Raw genomic sequence first — 20338 nt, 5'->3', positions numbered from 1 at the left:
TAAAGGTAGCGGCAATACACTCCAGTTGAGTAGTCAAGCTACAGAAAACAAATCAAAAGTCCATAGTATCTGAATTGTATTGAACCACGATATTAAAAGAAAGGAAAGTGTGATAATTAACTTCCTAATTATCATACAAGGAATACAATGAACTATTTAACTACCATAGAAATGTCAAAAAAATGGGGAATTACCTCGAGACGGATAGCAATTTTATGCGAGCAAGGTCGAATAGATGGCGTTGTGAAAAAGGGAAAAACATGGCTTATACCATGTGATGCAGAAAAGCCTGAAGATGCAAGAAAAAACAATCATAGTAAACGAGGTGTATTGGTATGCTAAAGGATAAAACATTAACATATATAAGTCTTTTTAGTTGTGCTGGAGTTGGGTGTTTTGGATTTAAAAAAGCTGGATTTGAGTGTATAGCTACGAATGAGCTGATAGAAAGAAGATTAAACGTTCAAAAATATAATAATAAGTGTAGATTTGAATCAGGATATATTTGCGATGATATAACTACAGATGAGACAAAAAATAAAATATTTAAAGAAATAGACAGATGGAAAGAGCTTGGAAATGACAGGGTGGATGTTTTAATTGCAACACCCCCTTGTCAGGGAATGTCTGTTGCAAATCATAAAAAAGCAGAAAATGAAATAGTTCGTAATAGCTTGGTTGTTGAGTCAGTACATTTAATACAGAAAGTAGCGCCTAGATTTTTTATCTTTGAAAACGTAGCTGCATTTATGAAAACAGGTTGTACAGCGCCTGATGGAACAGTTAAAGCGATAGGTGATGTGGTTTATGAGGAATTGAGTGATAAATATATTATTGTCAGTAGAATTCTTAATTTTAAAAACTATGGTTCAAATTCATCAAGAACGCGAACTGTTGTTATCGGTGTAAGTAAGGATATAGCAGAATATGTTGCACCTATTGAGTTGTATCCAACATATGTAGAAGAGAGAACTCTTAGAGATGTAATAGGCGATATGCCTAAATTGGAGTGGGGTGAAATTTGCCCAACAGATTTTTATCACTCATTTAGAACATATCCAGAAGAAATGCGTTGTTGGATTCATGATTTGAAGCAAGGACAAAGTGCATTTGATAATGAAGATGAATTGAAACGTCCACATAAGATTGTTGACGGGGTAGTAGTACCTAATAAACAAAAAAATGGAGATAAATATACTCGTCAATATTGGGATAAGGTTGCACCTTGTATTCATACAAGAAATGACCAATTGGCAAGTCAAAATACTGTACATCCAGAAGAAGACAGAGTATTTTCAATTCGTGAACTTATGAAAATTATGACAATTCCACCGGAATTTAAGTGGATTGATAAGACTTTAGAGGAATTGAATGCTTTACCAGAAAAGAATAAAAGAGCTCTTTTAAAAAAAGAAGAGATAAAGATAAGACAAAGCATAGGAGAGGCTGTACCTACAGAAATCTTTTTCCAAATTGCATGTAATATCAGAGGTTTTATGGAGCAGGAGCATTTTGATAACTCTATGATTAACAAAACAATTGAAGATTACCAGTTGGATAGTCCTGATAATTTAATTGATTTTATTGTAAACAATCCGCTTAATTTAGGAAGTGCTTCTTTGGCTAGAATAGCTGAATTGACAAATTCTAAAAGAGAGAACAATGCTGCATATTACACAAACAAGTTCATAGTGAATGAAATATATAAGCAACTTCCTGAATTTGAAAAGGAGGAAATTAACATACTTGAACCATCTGTTGGAGTGGGAAATTTTTTACCATTTCTATTTAAAAAATATGAGAATGTAAAAAGAGTTAATATTGATGTGGCTGATATTGATAAAAAAAATTTACAGATTCTTCAGCTATTGTTGCAGAAGAAAGAAATGCCATCTAATGTAAATATAAATTATATTAACACAGATACATTATTGTATGATTTCAAGAAGAGATATGATTTGGTTGTAGGAAATCCACCATTTTCAAAACTGAAAGCAAAGGATGCAAAAAAGTATTTGGAGAATAATATAAATAAGAATACAACCAATACATTTGAGTTTTTCTTAGAGAAAGCATTAGCTATTTCCGATTATGTATCGATGATAATGCCAAAGGCGATTTTAAACACACCAGAATTTAATGATACAAGGGAAATTCTTTCACATAAGAAGATAGATTGTATTCAGGATTACGGAGAAAATGGGTTTAAAGGGGTATTGGTTGAGACAATATGTATGTTTATTGATACTGTTGGAATACCAAATGAAACCAAAGTAGAATCATTGACATTGAAGCAGTCTGTAATACAAAAACAAAAGTATATTACAGATATGAAATATCCGTATTGGATTATTTATAGAGATAAATTCTTTGATAATATCTCTCAAAGGCTTGAATTTGATAAGTTTACTGTGTTTAGAGATCGTCAAATAACAAATTCTAATACAACACAGGAGAAAAAAGCTGATTGCCTAAGAGTTATTAAGTCAAGAAATATAAGTGATGATGGAAAAGAAATAGTTGATATACCAGGATATGATTCTTATATTAAAAAGGAAACAGTGGAGGCTTTGAGCGCTTATAAGTATGTTGGTAATCAAAATGTATATTTAACACCCAATATGACATATAAACCAAGAGTAATGCGTAATACAAAGAATGTTGTTGTAAATGGTTCTGTAGCTGTGTTAATTCCAAAAGAGGATATTCATTTAACAGAGAAACAGATGGAATATTTTTCGTCTGATGAATATAGAAAATTTTATCAAATAGCGAGAAATTACCAGACACGTTCTTTAAATGTAGATGCGACAAGTGTTTTTTTCTATGGTGTACTAAAGGAGTGCTGTAATGGATAATGCAACTATACAAGAGTTTTTAGATGAACATGATTATGATATTAGAAAGACACATAATGGTCGTTGGATAGATCAAAAATGCACAATGGACGTTGTGTGTCTGGTATCAGACTGTATTGTTGAATATACAAGTGGTAGAAACAGAAAAAGCTTTACTGTAAATGATATTTGGTACAATGATTATACAGTAGATAATGTACAACAGATATTTAGCAAGCCAAATCCAACAGAAAAGGCATCCAATGAATATGATAAGTATTTTGGTCAGCCGATAAAATTATTAGATGCTGCTGGAATAATTCATGGAGAGAAAAGTGGACATGGGTATGTTTATTCTATAGTCAATCAGGATTTATTAGAATATATAAGCTTTAGAGAACGAAACTGCTATAATTTTCTTTGTCTTTATATTGAAAAAGTGCTCAGAGATAGTGGGATTTATAGAATGTTTGAGTATTTTTTTCGTTTACAAGATAAGAATAGTTTCAAAGAATTAAAAGATTCATATACATCGTTTACTATACAAAATACACCTATTAATGGTGCAACGGAATGTGGGCGTATTTTTACAAAAGTGTTAAATCCCTTAGCATGTAAATACAAAAAGTGTGGAACTGAAAGAGGTCATATTTCAAAAGATATTATTACTCAAGATAAAATTATGTATAACCAGAGAAATTGGCGGGATATATTATCGGAGAAGCCTAAAGATATGACTAGAGTAGATTATGAAGTTACATTGCCAAAACCAGATGAAGACTATATGACCACATATCGTATAAACAGAGCCAAGAGAAATCTTCGTAGATTTAATGATGTATATCGTAATAGTAAAACGGAAGTGTATGATGAGCGACACATAGATGATCCGGCAACTCAGATGCATCATATTTTTCCTGCCAATGAATATCCACAGATTGCAGATTATTTAGAAAATCTGATTGCATTAACTCCTACACAACATTTTACTTATGCGCATCCAAATAATAATACTCAGTATATTGATCGGGCATACCAATATTTATGTTTAATTGCAAAGACTGGTTCAATAAGAGACAATTTAATTGGGCATAAGAATGAACCTGTAATATACGATTTTTATCTGTATCAAAATGTATTGAATACAGGCTTAGAAACAGATGAATTCTTTGAAGTGCAGGAGATGGATTTTGACGGATTGCTAAATAAGATTGAAAAATATTATTAGTGAGGATACGAAATGAAACGAAAAGAATTTAAGGAAACATTGTTTGAGACATTGAATAATGTTGTGGATGGAATGTCATATGACGATAAAATGATACTTGTGCATAATTTATTAGTGGATTACGAAAAGGATAATGAAGAAAAGCGTGATACTTCCAATAAAGGTAGTAAATGGACAGATGAAGAACTGAAAATTATTTTGTCTGACGCACCTACAAAAGAAAATTGTGTGAAATATGCTAGGTTATTTAAAAGGGGATATGGCAGTATAGAACAGATTTATAGATGGTCGGTGACTACAACAAAAGAAATGACAGACGAACGAAAAAGCGATAGTTTCATATTGCAGGTAAAGAGAATTGCAAAAGAATTAGGAATCAGAGGATAGGTATGTTTATGAAATTAGATTGGGGTAATGTTTTAAAATTTGCTGATGAGAGAGAGTATTATGAAGTACTAGGATTTCTGGCAAAAGATGAAGAGTATATAAGGGTTTATACGGAAAGTAATGATAAATCTGGAGCATGGGCACCACAAGGGAGATTATTATTAAGAAATGTGGATATTAGTTCTATACCAGAACCCTTAATGAAAGCATTTGAGACAAGTTTAGATGGAAGAATTAGCGAAACAAAATATGTAAAAAACCTAAAAGAAAATCATTATTTCACCAAGGAAGTTGATCCCACAGGAAGTGATTTTACTAAATGGTTATACAAAGAGTCTCTTGAAAAAGTTTTGGGAACAGTGCCAAAAGAATATGAAAAAGATTTTTATCGAGGATATCATTGGAATTGTGAAGTAGTTAAGAGAGTGAGAAATATATCTGCAAATGATATTAATTTGACAGAAGAAACGAAGCAGGAAGAATCGCAGCCACGCACAGAGGGGAAGAAAACTGTTTACTACACAACAAAGTATGAACGAAGTGTTCAAAATCGAGAAGAAGCAATACGTATACATGGAACAAAATGCATGATATGTGGTTTCGATTTTGAAAAGAAATATGGAGAATTAGGCAAAGGGTATATAGAAGTTCATCATATTAAACCGCTTTCCGATTTAAATGAAGAAGTTGTGGTAAATCCTGCAACAGATTTAATATGTGTATGTTCAAATTGCCATAGGATGCTACATAGGTTTAGAAATTATATGGTTTCAGTAGAGGAACTTAGACAAATTGTAGAAGATAAAAAATGATGATAGGAGAAATATTATGATTACATTAGATTATACAACATATAATCCACGTTGGAAACATTCAGGAATAAGATACAGCTCATGGGAAGCATTTGCGTTTGCTCTTGGGTATTTGGCAAATAGGTTGCATTATAGGAATATAAATGATTCAGGATTGATAGAACTTCACTTTGAAAGTAATGATAATCAAGGGGCATGGGGAAAAGAAGGAAGAATACATTATTATGGGGAACGTGCGTATTTATCATCAGAATTTTTAGATTGGTATAACGCAAAAAGTGCAGGTGTAAACAACATAACATATCGAATAAATTCTAATGATTATATGTATTCATTAGTGTATGATTTTGGTTTTGAAGTAAAAAGATATGTTGGTTATACAACGGCAGATATTTTTCCGCCTACACATAATGCATTTGTTGTAGTTTGGAATGTGTTGGAAAATTATTTGGTGCAGGATGGCAGTTTTAATGGTCAAATTGATTGCATTCATCAGTACTACATAGAGGGATGGAGTAAATAGAAAAATATTTTTATAAATGATATAAAAGGTATTTCGGGATAAAGATAGTACACAGATTACTTCTGCGTGTATCAGTGGAAAGGATGCAAATATGTATATATCGAAAATAAAAATAAAAAACTACAGATTGCTTATAGATGCTGAATTAGAAGTTGATGCTAAGACTACGTTAATTGTTGGTCGAAATAATACAGCTAAGACATCATGTTTGGCATGTATAGAAAATGTGTTGAATGGACATCCGTTTTCCTTTGATGACTATCCGTTGGTTAAAAGAAAAACATTGTATGAAATAATAGCTTCATTTATGGCAAAAGAAATTTCTTTTGAATCGTTATGTGAGCAATTAGAACCAATATCTATAGAGTTCTTTGTAGATTATTCTTTAGAAGATTTAGAGGATAATTTAGGGGCACTATCGCCTTTTATTATAGATGTGGATGTAGATACTACCACTGCATTAATTCGTGTGGAATTTCGGTTAAAGCCAGATGAAAAAGTGATATGGAGAACATTGGAAGAAAGCTATTACCCAAATGGTGTTTTTGTACCATCAGATGAGGCTCGGGATGTTATCAGTACTAATTTTTCAAAACTTTTTGAATTAGTAATTTATGCAGTGAATCCTAAAAATCCAAAGGAAACACAAATAAAGAAACATAAAGAATTGGAAGAACTTTTCCCATTTCATATTATTCCGGCAGAACGTCTCCTTGGAGAGGATGGAACACAGAATAGTTCTCTTTCTTCGCTTATTTCAGAATTTTTCGAAATGAATGAAGAAGAACTGGATCCAAGTGTTGCAGAAAAAGTCAAGGAGTTGCGTGCTATTGTTGAGAAAGCAAATAAAAATGTTCAGAAACAAAGTGATAGCATTTTAAGTTCACTTGTAAATGATTCGGTTGGGTTTGGGTATCCAAACGGAGAAGAACTTCAACTAGGAGTTACTACTCAATTAAGTATTGATGATCAGATAAAAAATCAAACTCAGCTTTCATACACAGCAGGTACAAGTAATGAATGTCTTCCAGGTACATATAATGGATTGGGCTATAAAAATCTAATTAAAATGGAGTTTCTTCTTGCGGCATTTGCGAAGAAGATAGAAAAGTGCGGAAATGCTTGTATACCATTACTTTTTATTGAGGAACCGGAATCTCATATGCATCCACAGATGCAGCATGCTTTTGCTGAATATTTAGAAGCGTTTCTTGGGAAAATTACTTCTGTAGGAATTCAGACTCTTTTAACTTCACATTCTGCTCAAGTTGCTAATACTATGGCTTTCTCAAAAGTTCGATATGCACAAAAAACAAAAGAAGGAGTTATTTATAGAAATTTAAATTCATTTGCACAGGAAAATCCAGATAATAGTGATTTTATTAGAAAATATCTTACATTAACCAAATGTGATTTGTTTTTTGCGGATAAAGCAATTTTGGTTGAAGGAGCATCAGAACGGTTATTAATACCTGATATGATAGATAAGTGCAATAAGTCAGGAGATTTTAGTTCACAGAAATATAAATTACCAGCTCAATATTATACTATAATTGAAATAGGTGGTGCGTATGCTTATAAGTTTATTCCATTTATTGAGTTTTTAGGTATTCCGTGTCTTATACTTACGGATGTAGATTCTGTATTGGGGCAAGAAGGTAAAAATGGACAAATATATTATAAATCTGTTCCGGTTTCGTGTGGTGAAACAACATCTAATGAAACTTTAAAATGGTGGGTTCGAAAGAATAAAGGGTTGTCGAACGATGATAAAACCCAAATTGATTTGGCAGATATAATATCAATGTCTTCTGACGATAAAACCAGAGGAAAATGTCATATTGAATTCCAAACAAAAGAGAATGAATTATGTGGATATTCTTTAGAAGAAGCTATTCGGAATGTCAATCGTTCACATTATGGATTAAGTGATAGCCCGACCGAAGATGATCTGGAGTTTTCTGGAAAATGTAAAACAGATTTTGCACTTAAACTTATTTATGAGTGTACTGATTATAACATTCCGACATACATTAGATCTGGATTAATATGGCTTAATAACCAAAAGGTACTTGAATAAAAAGGATGATGGATTATGTGTGAAAATTATCATGGTGCAAATTATGAATTAGCAAAAGCTGAAGCTGATAAAGTAGACGAGAAAATTATTGAAGCATTACGGGATGGACATAGTTTTCGTGTTGAAGCAGGTGCGGGGTCAGGAAAGACTTATTCGCTTAATAGAGTCATTGAATGGATACAAGAAAATATGTGGTCTAAATATAGTCGAAAAAAGCAAAATGTAGTTTGTATTACATATACGAACGCTGCTGTAGAGGTAATCACAGAAAGATTATCAAAAGATTCATTTATTATTCCATCTACAATTCATTCGTTTGCTTGGAATGCAATCAAACAATATCAAAGCTATCTTGTGGATGTTGTAACAACAGACCCTGATTTTTTACCAGATGAAAGTGACTTTTTTAAGGTTAATGAAGTTACATATACTTTAGGACATCGATATAAGGAAAATGGAGTTCAGTACCTTTATCATGATGATGTTCTTAAGCTGTTTTGTAAACTATTGGATAATGCGAAATTTAGACGTGTATTTTCTGATAAATATCCTTTGATTCTGATTGATGAATATCAAGACTCATATAAACCGATTATCGAACGCTTTATTAAATATTTTATTGCTGAAAAGAAATCTCCACAATTTGCTTTTTTCGGAGATGCGTGGCAAACTATTTATCAGTCAAATAAAGCTTGTGGGATTATAGAACATAAAAATTTAGAAGTGATAAAAAAAGGTGCAAATTTTAGATCTTCTCCAAGAATTGTTCAACTTTTGAATGATATACGACCAGATTTGCCACAAACATCTGCGATAGATAACTTTCAGGGTGAAGTAGTTGTAATCACATGTGAGGATTATGACGGAGAACGTCGTACTGATCGTAATTTTCAAGGCGAATTGCCAACAGAAGAGTTAAAAATACGTTTAAATAAAATCTTCGAAGAAATAAAACAAAATACAGCGGATTCTGATACATTAAAAATTTTAATGATTACACATAAAGTATTGGCTGCACAACAGGGATATGAACGACTTTTAAGTATCATTAACGATGGTTTACGTGACAAGGAAGATCCCTTTCTTTTGTTTTTTATGGACACCGTTGAACCAATTTACCATGCATTAGAAACATTAAATATGCAGTTGCTTTTTGATACTTTAGGAATTAAGAGATATCCAATTACTAAAAAATCGGAGAAAGAGAAGTGGAAAATTTTTCAAGAGAAATTACGAGAAGCAAGAGAGAAAAGAGCAATTGATGTTATTGAGGTTATAAATGAAACAAAATTAATTCCTTTTCCACCTAAATTGGATGGATGGTATCATTTGTATCGTAATGCACCGGGAACAATATATTCATCTAATGCGTCAATTCAAGCATTTTTGGAGTTGGATTATACGCAATTCATTTCGGCAATAGAATTTTTATATCCTGAAGCGTTATTTTCCACAGAACATGGAGTCAAAGGAGAAGAATATGACAATGTTATTTTTGTCATTAGTAGGGGCTGGAATATGTACCAGTTTGAAACATATGCACCTATGATAACTGGAAAGGCTTCCATTCCGAGTGGAAAGCAGATTTCTTTTGAACGAAATCGTAATTTGTTTTATGTTTGTTGTTCAAGACCAAGAAAGCGGTTATTTTTCTTTGTGACGATTCCTATAGATCAGACTTTTAAAGAATTTTTAATGGAACTTGTTGGAAAAGAAAATTATTATACTTATAGCCAATGGATAATGAATAAGAAAATATCACAGAAATCGAATGAAAAGTAAAAGAACATTGTGTTAGAAAGCAAAGATTTGTGAATTTACAGTATTAGAATATTGAAATGAATATCCTTGTCTCAAGTTAAATTATTTATTATGATATAGAATTGAAACGGGGATGATGTTTCAAGAAATTGGTTAAATTTGTTTATAACATTCATATATTCTTGGGTATTATTATGGATGATGAAGCAAGTGTAAGGAAGAGCAGATATGCAGGATAAAAAAAACAGGGACATAGTTGACAGTCAAGGAAATGTTATTAAAAGTATAAAAGATAATAAGACTAAACAATTTTTGAAAGATAATATATGGAATATTTTGAGTACAGGTTTGGCTACAAGTATAACTTTAGTAGAAATGATAAATTTGGTAATTTCAAAAAACTTTTCTGTTTCGTGTTCGAATTTTTATGGAATAGATGGAAAATACTTTGATGGAACAGAAATGTTCGAGAATAAATTGATTTTTATTTTTTGTGCATTGGCATTGTTTGCTTACCCATTTATATTTTCATACATAAATAAAAAAATGAATAGCAAATTATATGTGATATTTACATTTATTATAACGGTATATATTATGTTCTTTCAAAATCTTTCTTATACGATTAACCTAATAGAAATTATTCCTTGGGCATGGTTGAGACGATTTATAGATAATTATGCAACAATTGGCGTGTTTTTAATTGTCGACATAGTAATAGCTTATTTTATAATCATAAGGAATTTCTTCTGGAAAAATAAGAAATACAGTGTGTGCGGAAAGATAATATTAGCAATAGCGTTGATACTATATGTTTTAAATGTAGCTATAGGGATTACAATAAAAATTAACTATGAAATTGCTGATAAGAAAGAGTATGAGGTTATTGAACAGAATAGAGCTATAGTATCAAATTATGATGGTAAATTTGTGGTTATGAGTTGTGAAATACAAGACGAAACAATTATTTTAAAAAAGGGTACATATAGTTTAGAAGATATGACAGGGGTTTCAATTACATATCATAAATATGAGAAAGTAATTTGCGAGTAAAAAACAGTCCTAACAAAGTTGTGTGAAAGGACTGTTTTAGGTGTTAATTGAATTCATTCATAGCGTTCACATATTCCTGTAATCCATTAGATGTACAAGCTAATTCAGCATATAGCAGAGGATTCTCATGTGCCAGTCGGTACAGATACACAATATCATCAGGCGTATCAAGCAAGACAGATGAATTATATTTTTTACAACTGATAGAAAGAGGTGTGCCAGTATATGTATCATTGATGGCATTAACAATAACGGAATCTGTATCAGGTTCATACATGCTAAACAGGTAACAAGGGTTATTTTGTTTCATGATGTTCTCCTTCCCACAGATACTTAGCTCCATCAAGTAGATCAATGATGGCTGTAAGCATATTGTTATAGTCGGTTTGAAGTTCCTTAATTTCTTCACTTGTAGGAAGATTATTTAAAGCTGGGTGTTCACAGCATTTGGTAAATGTTTTCTGCATTTCAAGTAATTGCAGATATAATGCATTAACAGTCTGTACAAGAGGATATATGGTTTCTTTCTTGCCGACAACGCAGATGCGGTTATAGATGCAGGAACGGACAAAGTAATCTTTTTTCATCATGCCACTGGCAAGAATGCGGGCCTCGATTTGCTTGCGTTCAGCATCGCTTATTCTAAAACTTATAGTTGGATGTTTGTGTTGATTGCTCATAGAAAAGCTCCTTTCATAGTGGGTGTGGCAGCAGGCACAATTAAGCACCCGCAAGCCACATTTGATTATTCGTTTTTAGTAGTAAAAGTAGATTATATCTGCCATGGATTTCATAGGAGCAATAGGGAAGTATTGCAACTAATTTGCTACTAAAGTTTTTGAAAACGATATGAAAAGAGTAACATTAGATGAAACAGATGCGGTGGAATGCCGCATAAAATCAGCATTTTTGATTTGATGATACTTCCTTTGGGAAGAGTTTGAATAATGAGAATGATAGTTGCGTGAGTAAAATGAAGAAAGACGTTATATCCGTATTATTTGAATAGAAGGGTATGATGTCTTTTTTCTTATCTTGTGAAAAAATAAATATACTGTGCAGGATAGTAATATATAGAGGAATGAAGCGAAGAGGAATGGAATTAAGAAAGGTCAAATGAATTATTTTACAAGGTATATGACACAAGGTATAATAAAATAACGGGATTATATTTCTAAAATCAAGAAAAATAAGATGAATAAAATTGAAAAAAGAAGAGATGGATGGTTGTTATGATCATATTAGAAAAGATATGTGCAGAACCAAGGTTAGATATATCTGATATAATAAAGTTGATTAGGTTATATAAAGTAAGCGAAAAGCACCACAACGATATGACCGTGTAATTGGGGAGTAAATGTTAAATAATGAGGTAGAAAACCATGAATGAAAATGGATTGAATTATATTGACCTATTTGCTGGTGCCGGTGGACTTTCCGAGGGATTTATACAAAGTGGTTATAGACCAGTTGCACATGTTGAGATGAATGGATATGCGGCAAAGACATTAGAGACGAGAATAGCATATTATTATTTGAAAGATAATGGCGAACTTAATAGCTATTATGATTATGAAAAAGGAAAAATAACTAGAACGCAACTTTTAGAGAAGATACCTGAGGAAGAGCTTAAGACAGTGATTAATAAAGAAATGTCAGAGTCCACAATCAAAGGAATTTTCAATACAATTGATGAGATTAAAAAGGAAAAAGGAATTGAAAAGATTGATGTAATTATAGGTGGACCTCCTTGCCAAGCATATTCTTTGGTGGGAAGGGCGCAGAGCAGTCACATGGTAGTTCCGATGGAGGACGATCCAAGAAATGAATTATACAAGATGTATGTACAGTTTCTTAATAAGTATAAGCCTAGAATGTTTGTGTTTGAAAATGTAGCTGGTATAAAGAGCGCAAGAGGCGGCCAAGCATTTAAAAACCTTCAAATGTATATGAAACGTGTTGGTTATGAAATATGTTATGATGAGTTGAATGCGCATGATTTCGGAGTATTACAGAGTAGAAAACGTGTAATCATAGTAGGCTGGCTTAAGGGGACAGGCTATGATTATCCATCTTTTGAAGTGATTCATAGTAATGCAGAAGTGTGGGATTTGCTTAAGGATTTACCAGCTTTAAATCCTGGTGATGAGGCAAGAGAGCATACGATGAAAGACATGAGCAGGCTAAAAGATTATGTTAAGGAAAATAATATTCGTATTAAATCGGATGTATTAACAGGACATATAGCAAGGCCTCATACTGCGCAGGATATTGAAATCTATAAGAGAGCAATAGATATGTGGTTTGAAAACAAACGGCATGAACGTTTGAAATATGATGATTTACCAGAAGATTTGAAAACACATAAAAATAGAACTTCATTTGTAGATCGATTTAAAGTTGTTGAGGGCGATATGGATCATTGTCACACAATACTTGCTCATTTATCGAAAGATGGACATTATTTCATTCATCCAGATATAGAGCAACATAGATCAATTACAGTGCGGGAAGCAGCAAGAATACAGTCGTTTCCAGATAATTATTATTTTGAAGGACCAAGGACAGCACAATTTGTTCAGGTGGGGAATGCGGTTCCGCCAATGATGGCAAAGGTAATAGCAGATAAAATAAAAGAACAATTAGGAAAATAAAATTGGAGGTTTCGCAAATGGGTATTGTTGAAAATACATATGCTGAATTAAAGCAACAAGAACTGAAAAATAATCCATATAGTTGTTTGCATATGGCTGATATTGACATCAATCCTCATCAGGTTGAAGCATTCACATTTGCACTATCTTCATTAGAGCTTGGTGGAGCCATTCTTGCAGATGAGGTAGGTCTTGGAAAAACTATTGAGGCTGGCTTGGTCATCAAGTATTTGCTATGCAGTGGAAAAAATAAAATACTACTTATTATGCCATCAAATCTGCGAAAACAATGGCAAGTTGAATTAGAAGAGAAATTTGATATTGATTCATTAATTGTGGATAGTTCTAATTGGGAGGATTATCTCGCAAGGGTAAAGAGTAAACAAGCAGTAATTATTGTTTCCTACCACTTTGCCTCAAAAAGAAAAACAGAGTTCGGAAAGATAGCTTGGGATTTTTGTGTATTTGATGAAGCACATCGGCTTAGGAATGTTTATAAGAATGGTTCAAAGATGGCTAACTCATTATATGAATTAACAAAGGGAGTTCCGAAGATTCTATTAACTGCGACTCCTATGCAGAATACTTTACTTGATATATATGGACTTGTTCAGTTTATCGATGATAGAGTTTTTTATAGTAAGCAGATATTTTCCGAAAGATATTTGCGAGGAGAAGATTACAATGATTTGAAGGCTTGTTTAGAACCTGTTGTGCAAAGAACTTTACGAAAAGAAGTAGCAGAGTATATCCAATTTTCAGAGCGTAAAGAAATGACAATTGATTTTGAACTATCGCCAATGGAGATAGAACTTTATGTGATGGTAAATAATTATCTGAAAAAGGAAATCTTGTATGCTTTGCCAAATTCACACAGAACACTTATTACATCTGTTATTAGAAAATTGCTTGCATCATCAAGTATGGCAGTTGCAGAAACCTTCAAGGTATTAAAAGGCAGACTTGAAACTTTGAAGGAAACAACTAGAACTGAATCAGCGGATGAAAGTATTGATTTTTTCCTTAGTTTTTTTGATGATGATGAAATAGAGACGGATGATGATAGTAAGCAGGATGAATTATACACAAGAGAAAAGGTAAATGAATTTATTCAGCATGAAATAGATGAGGTAACAGCCATTATTAATAAAGCTGAAAGTATAAAAAGAAATGCGAAGATGACAGCCTTGAAACAGGCGGTGGAGACAGCTTTTGCATTTCAAGATGAAGCTGGCATAAAACAAAGAATAGTTGTGTTTACGGAATCTATTAGAACGCAACAATACATGTTTGAAGAATTATCTCATGCCGGATATGAAGGCCAGATACTTAAGTTTAATGGTAGTACAAATGATCCTGTTACTAAACAGATTTATAAGGCGTGGAAAGCTAGAAACTATGGAAAGTATGTGGGTAGTAGAAATGTTGAATTGAAGAATGCCATCGTAGAAGCATTTAGGGATGAATACAAGATTTTGCTTGTAACAGATTCCGGTTCGGAAGGATTGAATCTTCAGTTTTGTAATACGATTATAAACTATGATCTTCCTTGGAATCCGCAGAAGATAGAGCAGCGAATTGGTCGCTGTCATCGTTATGGACAAAAGAACGACGTTGTGGTTATTAATTTGCTTAATACTCAGAATGTAGCAGATAAGAGAGTATATGAAATTCTTTCAGAAAAATTCGAGTTATTCCAAGGCGTATTTGGTGCATCAGATAAAGCTATTGGATTATTAGAAAGTGGAGCAGATTTTGAAAAAAGAGTTACACTTATATATCAGGAATGTAAAACAACATCAGATTTTACAAAGCAATTTAAGAATTTGGAAAAGGAATTAGAAAAGAAACAAGAAAAAGGATGAACTGAAATCCATATTTACATATAAAACAGAGGAACAACATAAGTCTCATTTTAATATTATCATGAAAGAAATTGCGGAATATGATTCACAGTTTAAGTATTGGAATAGTAGAAGTAAAGAGGAAAATGAGATATATCCAAAGTACTATGAAACTAATATAGACTTGGAAATTCCGGGAATTCAACACGGATATTTACTTATTGGTAGTTCTTATGTTGGTGAGATTCTTGAAGATGCAGTATTTGAAATTATTGATATAACAGGGAAGATATATGGTGTTTCAGATGAGTTGGCTAGAGAGCTTTGCGAAAAATTGCAGGAGCAGTGCCTAGGAGAAAAGACACCAAATAATCAAGAAATCCTTTCATATATTGACAAAGTGGATGAATTTATGCAGCAGAAATATGCAGAATCTAAAAGAACAGTTTTGATTGCTAATCAGAAAAAATTGGATAATTGGCTGCAATTAAGAAAAGAGGAATATTTGCTCAGAGTCAAGGATACATCAGAATTAGATGAACTTAAAGATAAATATGTAAACGAAAGCGATTTTAGACAGAAGATTGCATTAAAAAAACAAATAGAAATTTTAGAAGAGCAGAAACAAAAAATGGTACGGGCATTTCATAATGAAATGTCAACATTGGAAGAAAAGGCTGTAAATATGCAGAAGCAGTTTGCAGAAGGTATTTTGGTAAAAACACAACTGGTAACAAAGATAGTGATTAAGTTTTAGGAGGCGACCATGGAGAAAAAAGGTAAGTTAGAATTAACATGGGTTGGTAAATATGAGGAAGAGAAACTTGAACCAAGAATATTAATTGAGGATAAATCAAAATCATATGGTGATCCGGATACAGAAAATATGCTGATTCATGGGGATAATTTGTTGGCGTTAAAAGCTCTTGAGAGAGATTATGCAGGGAAGATAAAATGCGTATATATAGATCCGCCATATAATACAGGAAATGCATTCGAACATTATGATGACGATGTAGAACACTCGTTATGGTTGAATATGATTTATAAAAGAGTTCAAATACTTCATAAATTACTATCAAAAGATGGGACTCTATGGATGAGCATAGATAGTACCGAAGGGCATTATCTGAAGGTTATGTGCGATGAAATATTTGGTAGAAGTAATTTTGTATCAGATATTACATATGAAAAGTCAAATGTAACGGGTCTTGGACAAGGTGGCGCAATATTTAATACAGGTGAAAAATTGTTGGTTTATAAAAAAGAAACAGTTGAATTGAATGAAGTATTGGCAACTGAAAAACTAACAAAAAAGACAATGCAAAGATATAGAAAATATATTAAATCAGAAGGTAGAAGAGAACTTGTAGATGAGTTTGAATCAGCTTCTAATGGATTACCTGTAAAAATATACAAACATACGGGTTATGAGATTGGAGATATTTCACTAAAGAATTTTGAAGCTAGAGAGAGTGAAATAAGAGCACAATATTACCAATTTTTTGACACAATATATCGTACCTACGTTGTTCAACAGGAAAATGAATTCCAAAATGCGCTTATGTCACGCATGGAAAAGAATAGTTTATATTCTGTTGAATATGTGCCAAGTAGAGGTAGAAATGAGGGAAAACAAACCACATTGTTTTACCATAATGGTGAACTATGTGCATGGTTAAAAGATACAGCGTTTCTTGAGAAAAAGGATGTTGTTAAAACTACAAAATTATCAAATGTTTGGAAGAATGATGACATTCCTAAGGCTGATTTGGGAAATGAGGGTGGCGTGGCTTTTCCTAGATCAAAGAAACCTGAAAAATTGATAGAAAGAATTCTTTTAATGGCAACGAATGAAGGTGATTTAGTGCTTGATAGTTTCTTGGGTTCAGGAACTACCGCAGCGGTGGCACATAAAATGAGAAGGCGATACATTGGAATTGAACTTGGAGATCATTGTTATACACATTGCAAAAAGAGATTAGATAGAGTTATAGATGGTAAAGATAGAGGTGGTGTCACAAACACATATGATTGGCAAGGTGGCGGGGGATATAAATTCTACGAACTTGCAGAACCATTACTTGTAAAGAACAAAGTTCTTCCTGTTTATCAAATAAATCCATCTTATACATGGGATATGGTATGTGAAGCTATTTGCAAGATAGAAGGATTTACCTATGAACCATCTGGGGAGTTTCAAGGACATTCATCAGAGAATCGATTCATACATATCACAGAAGAATTTGTTAATACAAAGTATGTGATGTCGATAATGAAGAACTTAGGGGATAAGCAGAGTTTACTTATCTATTGTAAGAAAAATCAAGCTGACATGATTCTTCCAGAGAATGTGGAAGTGAAAAAAATACCAAAGGATTTATTGGATAAATGTAATTTTGAAAGTGAGGTGCAGGAATAATGAGTTCAGTAGATAAAATTAAATGGGCTATGAGCCTGCGTGATCCTCAGTATGAAGCGCTACAATACTTTGATGCAATCAGTTCCAAGATTGAGTATAGAACTAGTTCAAAAGCTGAAGCAGAGAAAATAGCATCAGAGAATTGCCAAGCTCCACATAAAATATCTGTAGATAAGGAATTTGATTTTCCATCATTCTGCTTTGATATGACAACCGGTATTGGTAAGTCCCGTTTAATGGGTGCATGCATTTATTATTTGTACAAGACAAAAGGGTACAAACATTTCTTTATTCTGGCACCAGGAAATACGATTTATGACAAGATGCGTCGAGAGGCGGTCCCGGGACATCCCAAATACATGTTTAAGGGACTTGAAGCAGAGATGGGAAGACCCAAAGTTTATGATGGGGAAAATTATTTATCATACCCGGTAAGATATATCCAAGAGGAAATGGTGGTAGAAAAAACATCTGATATTCAGATATTTATCTTTAATATTTCAAAGATTTTTACTAGGGGAGATATTGAATTTAAATTTCACAAGTTTAATGAAAATTTGGGTGGCTCTTTTGCGGATGTTTTACGTTCGTTTGATGACTTGGTTATTTGTATGGATGAAGCGCATCGTTACTATGCCCCAGCATCAAAGAAAGCGATTAATTATCTGAATCCAGTGTTGGGGTTGGAATATACTGCTACACCTAAGAGTACAAATAAGAATATTATTTATCACTACGGATTAGAGGATGGAGCTGGGAAGTTTTTGAAGATTCCGGTTGTTATGGGAAGAACAAATACAGCAGGATATTCAGATGATGATATAGAGGAAATGAAGTTGAAAGATGGAATCAAGCTTCATGAGAGAAGAAAGTCCATCGTATATAAATATTGTATAGATAATCATTTAGAACAGGTAAAGCCAATTGTTTTGATAGCTTGTAAAGATACAACACATGCTAGAAAAATAAAAGAAAAAATAGATTCCGATGCTTTTTTTGGAGGTCGTTATGTTGGTAAGGTTATTGAAATTGACTCTAGCACAAGTGGTGCAGAGACAGAAGAAAACATTCAGAAATTACTAACCATTGAGAAAAATACCAATCCAATTGAGATTGTGCTGCATGTATATAAGCTGAAAGAAGGTTGGGATGTAAATAATCTGTTTACGATTATCCCACTTAATGCTGCAAAGAGTGATATATTGGCACTTCAAACTATTGGTAGAGGATTGAGGCTTCCTTTTGGTGAGATAACGGGTATTGAGGAATTAGATACCTTGGATATTGTTGCTCACGATCATTATCGAGAGATTGTGGATGATATCAAGAATAACCCTGTATTTAAGAAGAGAAATCTTGATGAGGAAGATATACCGAACACAAAAACAGTTATGGTAGAGCCAGCAGTTGAGAACCAGCAGATTTCATTATTTGATGAAGCGTTATGCGAAAGTAAAGTGAAATCATACCAAGATTTGAATAATGAAAATGTGGTGGAGAATCTGTTTGCTGAGTATCAGAAAGCATTTGTAAAGAAAGTAGCACCCAAGAAGTCCGAAAGTGATAGTGGACAGATGTCTATTTTTGATTATTTTGCTAACGATGATGAAAAAGAAACAAATGATGGCACAGCATCAGATCACAAAATGACACAGACGGGCATGGGCACTGATGCAGTTGATACATCATTTACTGTACATCAGGGGGATGCTTCGTTACAGATTGATTTACAGAAGTCATCTGGCAGTAAGAATGTATTGCCATATGCAAAACAAGAGTTTATCAAGAAAGTTGAAGAGTTAAAGAAAGTTGCTATCTCTGTTCCAAAGATTGGAATTAGCTATAGTTCAACAATTACATTTAAGTCTTTTACTGTTAAACGAAACATTATGGATTTTGATGTTGCGGCATCGAGAATCGAGAGATATGACGCTGTAAATGGTAAGTTGCTGCAAGTGCTGGATGCAGATGCACTTATTGTAGAAAATCCTGAGAATATGCTTGCAGTTTCTTTATTGGAGAGTATTCCGGAGTTTAGTTCTGATGATGCAGAATTTATTCTTGAGGTGGTTGATCAGTATCTCGCATTAATCGAAGGTACGGATGAAGAAAAAAAGAAGATTGTCCGTAGATATGCAACTGTTATAGTAGAGGACTTAAGAAAACAGATATATGCGTCAAAGGAAGAAAGCACTGAGTTTGTATTTAACGTTCAGAAAGACCTTATTGTATTCAAATCATTTGTGAAGAATATGAAGGAAAATGGACGATTGAATTTTAAGAAGGAAGTGCCAGATAAGAAAAATATTAAGCAATATTTGTTTGAAGGATATAAGAAATCATACTATGCAGAGAATGCATTTGATAGTGATGATGAGAGAAGGTTGTCTGTGGTATTAGAAGAGGATTCAGAAGTTATTAGATTTATAAAGCCACCTTTGAATCAGTTAGGACTATTTTATAAGGCGGCAAAACAGTATAATCCTGATTTCTTAGTAGAGATGGCTGACAAGAAATATATGATTGAAGTGAAGGCTGCAAATCAAACAGATAATGAAGATGTACAGGAAAAAGCAAAGGCTGCAATTAAGTGGTGCGAATGTGCATCGCAGGTGGATGCGGACGGAAAGACTTGGGAGTATCGCCTAGTGCCAGGGGATAAGATTATAGTAGGTAATACATTCAAATATGTAATTGGTATGGCAATTCCTGTTGTAGTAGACGGAGAATAAACGGA

15 protein-coding genes are annotated in these 20338 nt (G+C 33.0%); 13 read left to right on the top strand and 2 right to left on the bottom strand.

The window, feature by feature from the left end:
- Window positions 1-335 precede the first annotated feature (335 nt).
- From ARA78_RS05130 to ARA78_RS05095, 8 genes are all read left to right on the top strand, one after another.
- Entirely contained in the window at window positions 336-2858 is a 2523-nt protein-coding gene (locus ARA78_RS05130; RefSeq protein WP_055280115.1) for a DNA cytosine methyltransferase, read from the top strand.
- A complete protein-coding gene (locus ARA78_RS05125) occupies window positions 2851-4065 on the top strand; it encodes a hypothetical protein (protein ID WP_055280114.1) in 1215 nt (404 codons plus the stop codon). Before ARA78_RS05130 ends, ARA78_RS05125 begins: the two co-directional genes overlap by 8 nt.
- A gap of 12 nt (window positions 4066-4077) precedes the next feature.
- Window positions 4078-4452, top strand: coding sequence for a hypothetical protein (locus ARA78_RS05120; protein ID WP_055280113.1), 375 nt, complete (start codon window positions 4078-4080; stop codon window positions 4450-4452).
- A gap of 8 nt (window positions 4453-4460) precedes the next feature.
- Entirely contained in the window at window positions 4461-5264 is an 804-nt protein-coding gene (locus ARA78_RS13840) for an HNH endonuclease (RefSeq protein ID WP_227094043.1), read from the top strand.
- Window positions 5265-5280: 16 nt separating this feature from the next.
- Window positions 5281-5787 (top strand): hypothetical protein, encoded by a 507-nt coding sequence (locus ARA78_RS05110; protein WP_055280112.1) that lies wholly within the window; start codon window positions 5281-5283, stop codon window positions 5785-5787.
- A gap of 91 nt (window positions 5788-5878) precedes the next feature.
- On the top strand, window positions 5879-7867 hold the full coding sequence (locus tag ARA78_RS05105; RefSeq protein ID WP_055280111.1) for an ATP-dependent nuclease: 1989 nt from the start codon (window positions 5879-5881) through the stop codon (window positions 7865-7867).
- A gap of 15 nt (window positions 7868-7882) precedes the next feature.
- Entirely contained in the window at window positions 7883-9649 is a 1767-nt protein-coding gene (locus ARA78_RS05100; RefSeq protein WP_055280110.1) for a UvrD-helicase domain-containing protein, read from the top strand.
- A 207-nt stretch (window positions 9650-9856) separates the two neighbouring features.
- The gene (locus ARA78_RS05095; protein WP_055280109.1) at window positions 9857-10681 is read left to right on the top strand and encodes a hypothetical protein; all 825 of its coding nucleotides are present in this window, start codon (window positions 9857-9859) and stop codon (window positions 10679-10681) included.
- Between the two features lie 43 nt (window positions 10682-10724).
- Here ARA78_RS05095 and ARA78_RS05090 read toward each other — a convergent pair whose 3' ends face one another.
- Both ARA78_RS05090 and ARA78_RS05085 read right to left on the bottom strand, forming a co-directional pair.
- Complete coding sequence (locus ARA78_RS05090) at window positions 10725-10991, bottom strand: hypothetical protein (RefSeq protein ID WP_055280108.1); 267 nt, start codon at window positions 10989-10991, stop codon at window positions 10725-10727.
- Entirely contained in the window at window positions 10978-11361 is a 384-nt protein-coding gene (locus ARA78_RS05085; protein WP_055280107.1) for a plasmid mobilization protein, read from the bottom strand. The genes ARA78_RS05090 and ARA78_RS05085 overlap by 14 nt, the downstream gene beginning before the upstream one ends.
- A gap of 702 nt (window positions 11362-12063) precedes the next feature.
- Here ARA78_RS05085 and ARA78_RS05080 point away from each other — a divergent pair.
- The 5 genes from ARA78_RS05080 to ARA78_RS05065 all read left to right on the top strand — a co-directional run bounded on the left by ARA78_RS05080 (window position 12064) and on the right by ARA78_RS05065 (window position 20333).
- Window positions 12064-13335, top strand: a complete 1272-nt coding sequence (locus tag ARA78_RS05080; protein WP_055280106.1) for a DNA cytosine methyltransferase — start codon at window positions 12064-12066, stop codon at window positions 13333-13335.
- 17 nt (window positions 13336-13352) lie between these two features.
- Entirely contained in the window at window positions 13353-15200 is a 1848-nt protein-coding gene (gene drmD, locus ARA78_RS05075; protein ID WP_242849665.1) for a DISARM system SNF2-like helicase DrmD, read from the top strand.
- Between the two features lie 61 nt (window positions 15201-15261).
- Window positions 15262-15936 carry a hypothetical protein gene (locus ARA78_RS14215; protein ID WP_242849664.1) on the top strand — a complete coding sequence of 225 codons (675 nt, stop codon included), beginning with the start codon at window positions 15262-15264 and terminating at the stop codon, window positions 15934-15936.
- A 9-nt stretch (window positions 15937-15945) separates the two neighbouring features.
- Complete coding sequence (locus ARA78_RS05070; protein ID WP_055280105.1) at window positions 15946-17601, top strand: site-specific DNA-methyltransferase; 1656 nt, start codon at window positions 15946-15948, stop codon at window positions 17599-17601.
- The gene (locus tag ARA78_RS05065; RefSeq protein WP_055280104.1) at window positions 17601-20333 is read left to right on the top strand and encodes a DEAD/DEAH box helicase family protein; all 2733 of its coding nucleotides are present in this window, start codon (window positions 17601-17603) and stop codon (window positions 20331-20333) included. Before ARA78_RS05070 ends, ARA78_RS05065 begins: the two co-directional genes overlap by 1 nt.
- Window positions 20334-20338: the final 5 nt, after the last annotated feature.

It is taken from the genome of Coprococcus eutactus (assembly GCF_001404675.1).
Lineage (GTDB): Bacteria > Bacillota > Clostridia > Lachnospirales > Lachnospiraceae > Coprococcus > Coprococcus aceti.
This window is presented reverse-complemented; position numbering and strand designations above follow the sequence as displayed.

What these genes read in the sequence shown, in the direction of transcription:
- ARA78_RS05130 (WP_055280115.1), top strand. Translation starts at nt 336, where the DNA reads ATGCTAAAGGATAAAACATTAACATATATAAGTCTTTTTAGTTGTGCT.
- ARA78_RS05125 (WP_055280114.1), top strand. Translation starts at nt 2,851, where the DNA reads ATGGATAATGCAACTATACAAGAGTTTTTAGATGAACATGATTATGAT.
- ARA78_RS05120 (WP_055280113.1), top strand. Translation starts at nt 4,078, where the DNA reads ATGAAACGAAAAGAATTTAAGGAAACATTGTTTGAGACATTGAATAAT.
- ARA78_RS13840 (WP_227094043.1), top strand. Translation starts at nt 4,461, where the DNA reads ATGAAATTAGATTGGGGTAATGTTTTAAAATTTGCTGATGAGAGAGAG.
- ARA78_RS05110 (WP_055280112.1), top strand. Translation starts at nt 5,281, where the DNA reads ATGATTACATTAGATTATACAACATATAATCCACGTTGGAAACATTCA.
- ARA78_RS05105 (WP_055280111.1), top strand. Translation starts at nt 5,879, where the DNA reads ATGTATATATCGAAAATAAAAATAAAAAACTACAGATTGCTTATAGAT.
- ARA78_RS05100 (WP_055280110.1), top strand. Translation starts at nt 7,883, where the DNA reads ATGTGTGAAAATTATCATGGTGCAAATTATGAATTAGCAAAAGCTGAA.
- ARA78_RS05095 (WP_055280109.1), top strand. Translation starts at nt 9,857, where the DNA reads ATGCAGGATAAAAAAAACAGGGACATAGTTGACAGTCAAGGAAATGTT.
- ARA78_RS05090 (WP_055280108.1), bottom strand. Translation starts at nt 10,991, where the DNA reads ATGAAACAAAATAACCCTTGTTACCTGTTTAGCATGTATGAACCTGAT.
- ARA78_RS05085 (WP_055280107.1), bottom strand. Translation starts at nt 11,361, where the DNA reads ATGAGCAATCAACACAAACATCCAACTATAAGTTTTAGAATAAGCGAT.
- ARA78_RS05080 (WP_055280106.1), top strand. Translation starts at nt 12,064, where the DNA reads ATGAATGAAAATGGATTGAATTATATTGACCTATTTGCTGGTGCCGGT.
- drmD (WP_242849665.1), top strand. Translation starts at nt 13,353, where the DNA reads ATGGGTATTGTTGAAAATACATATGCTGAATTAAAGCAACAAGAACTG.
- ARA78_RS14215 (WP_242849664.1), top strand. Translation starts at nt 15,262, where the DNA reads ATGAAAGAAATTGCGGAATATGATTCACAGTTTAAGTATTGGAATAGT.
- ARA78_RS05070 (WP_055280105.1), top strand. Translation starts at nt 15,946, where the DNA reads ATGGAGAAAAAAGGTAAGTTAGAATTAACATGGGTTGGTAAATATGAG.
- ARA78_RS05065 (WP_055280104.1), top strand. Translation starts at nt 17,601, where the DNA reads ATGAGTTCAGTAGATAAAATTAAATGGGCTATGAGCCTGCGTGATCCT.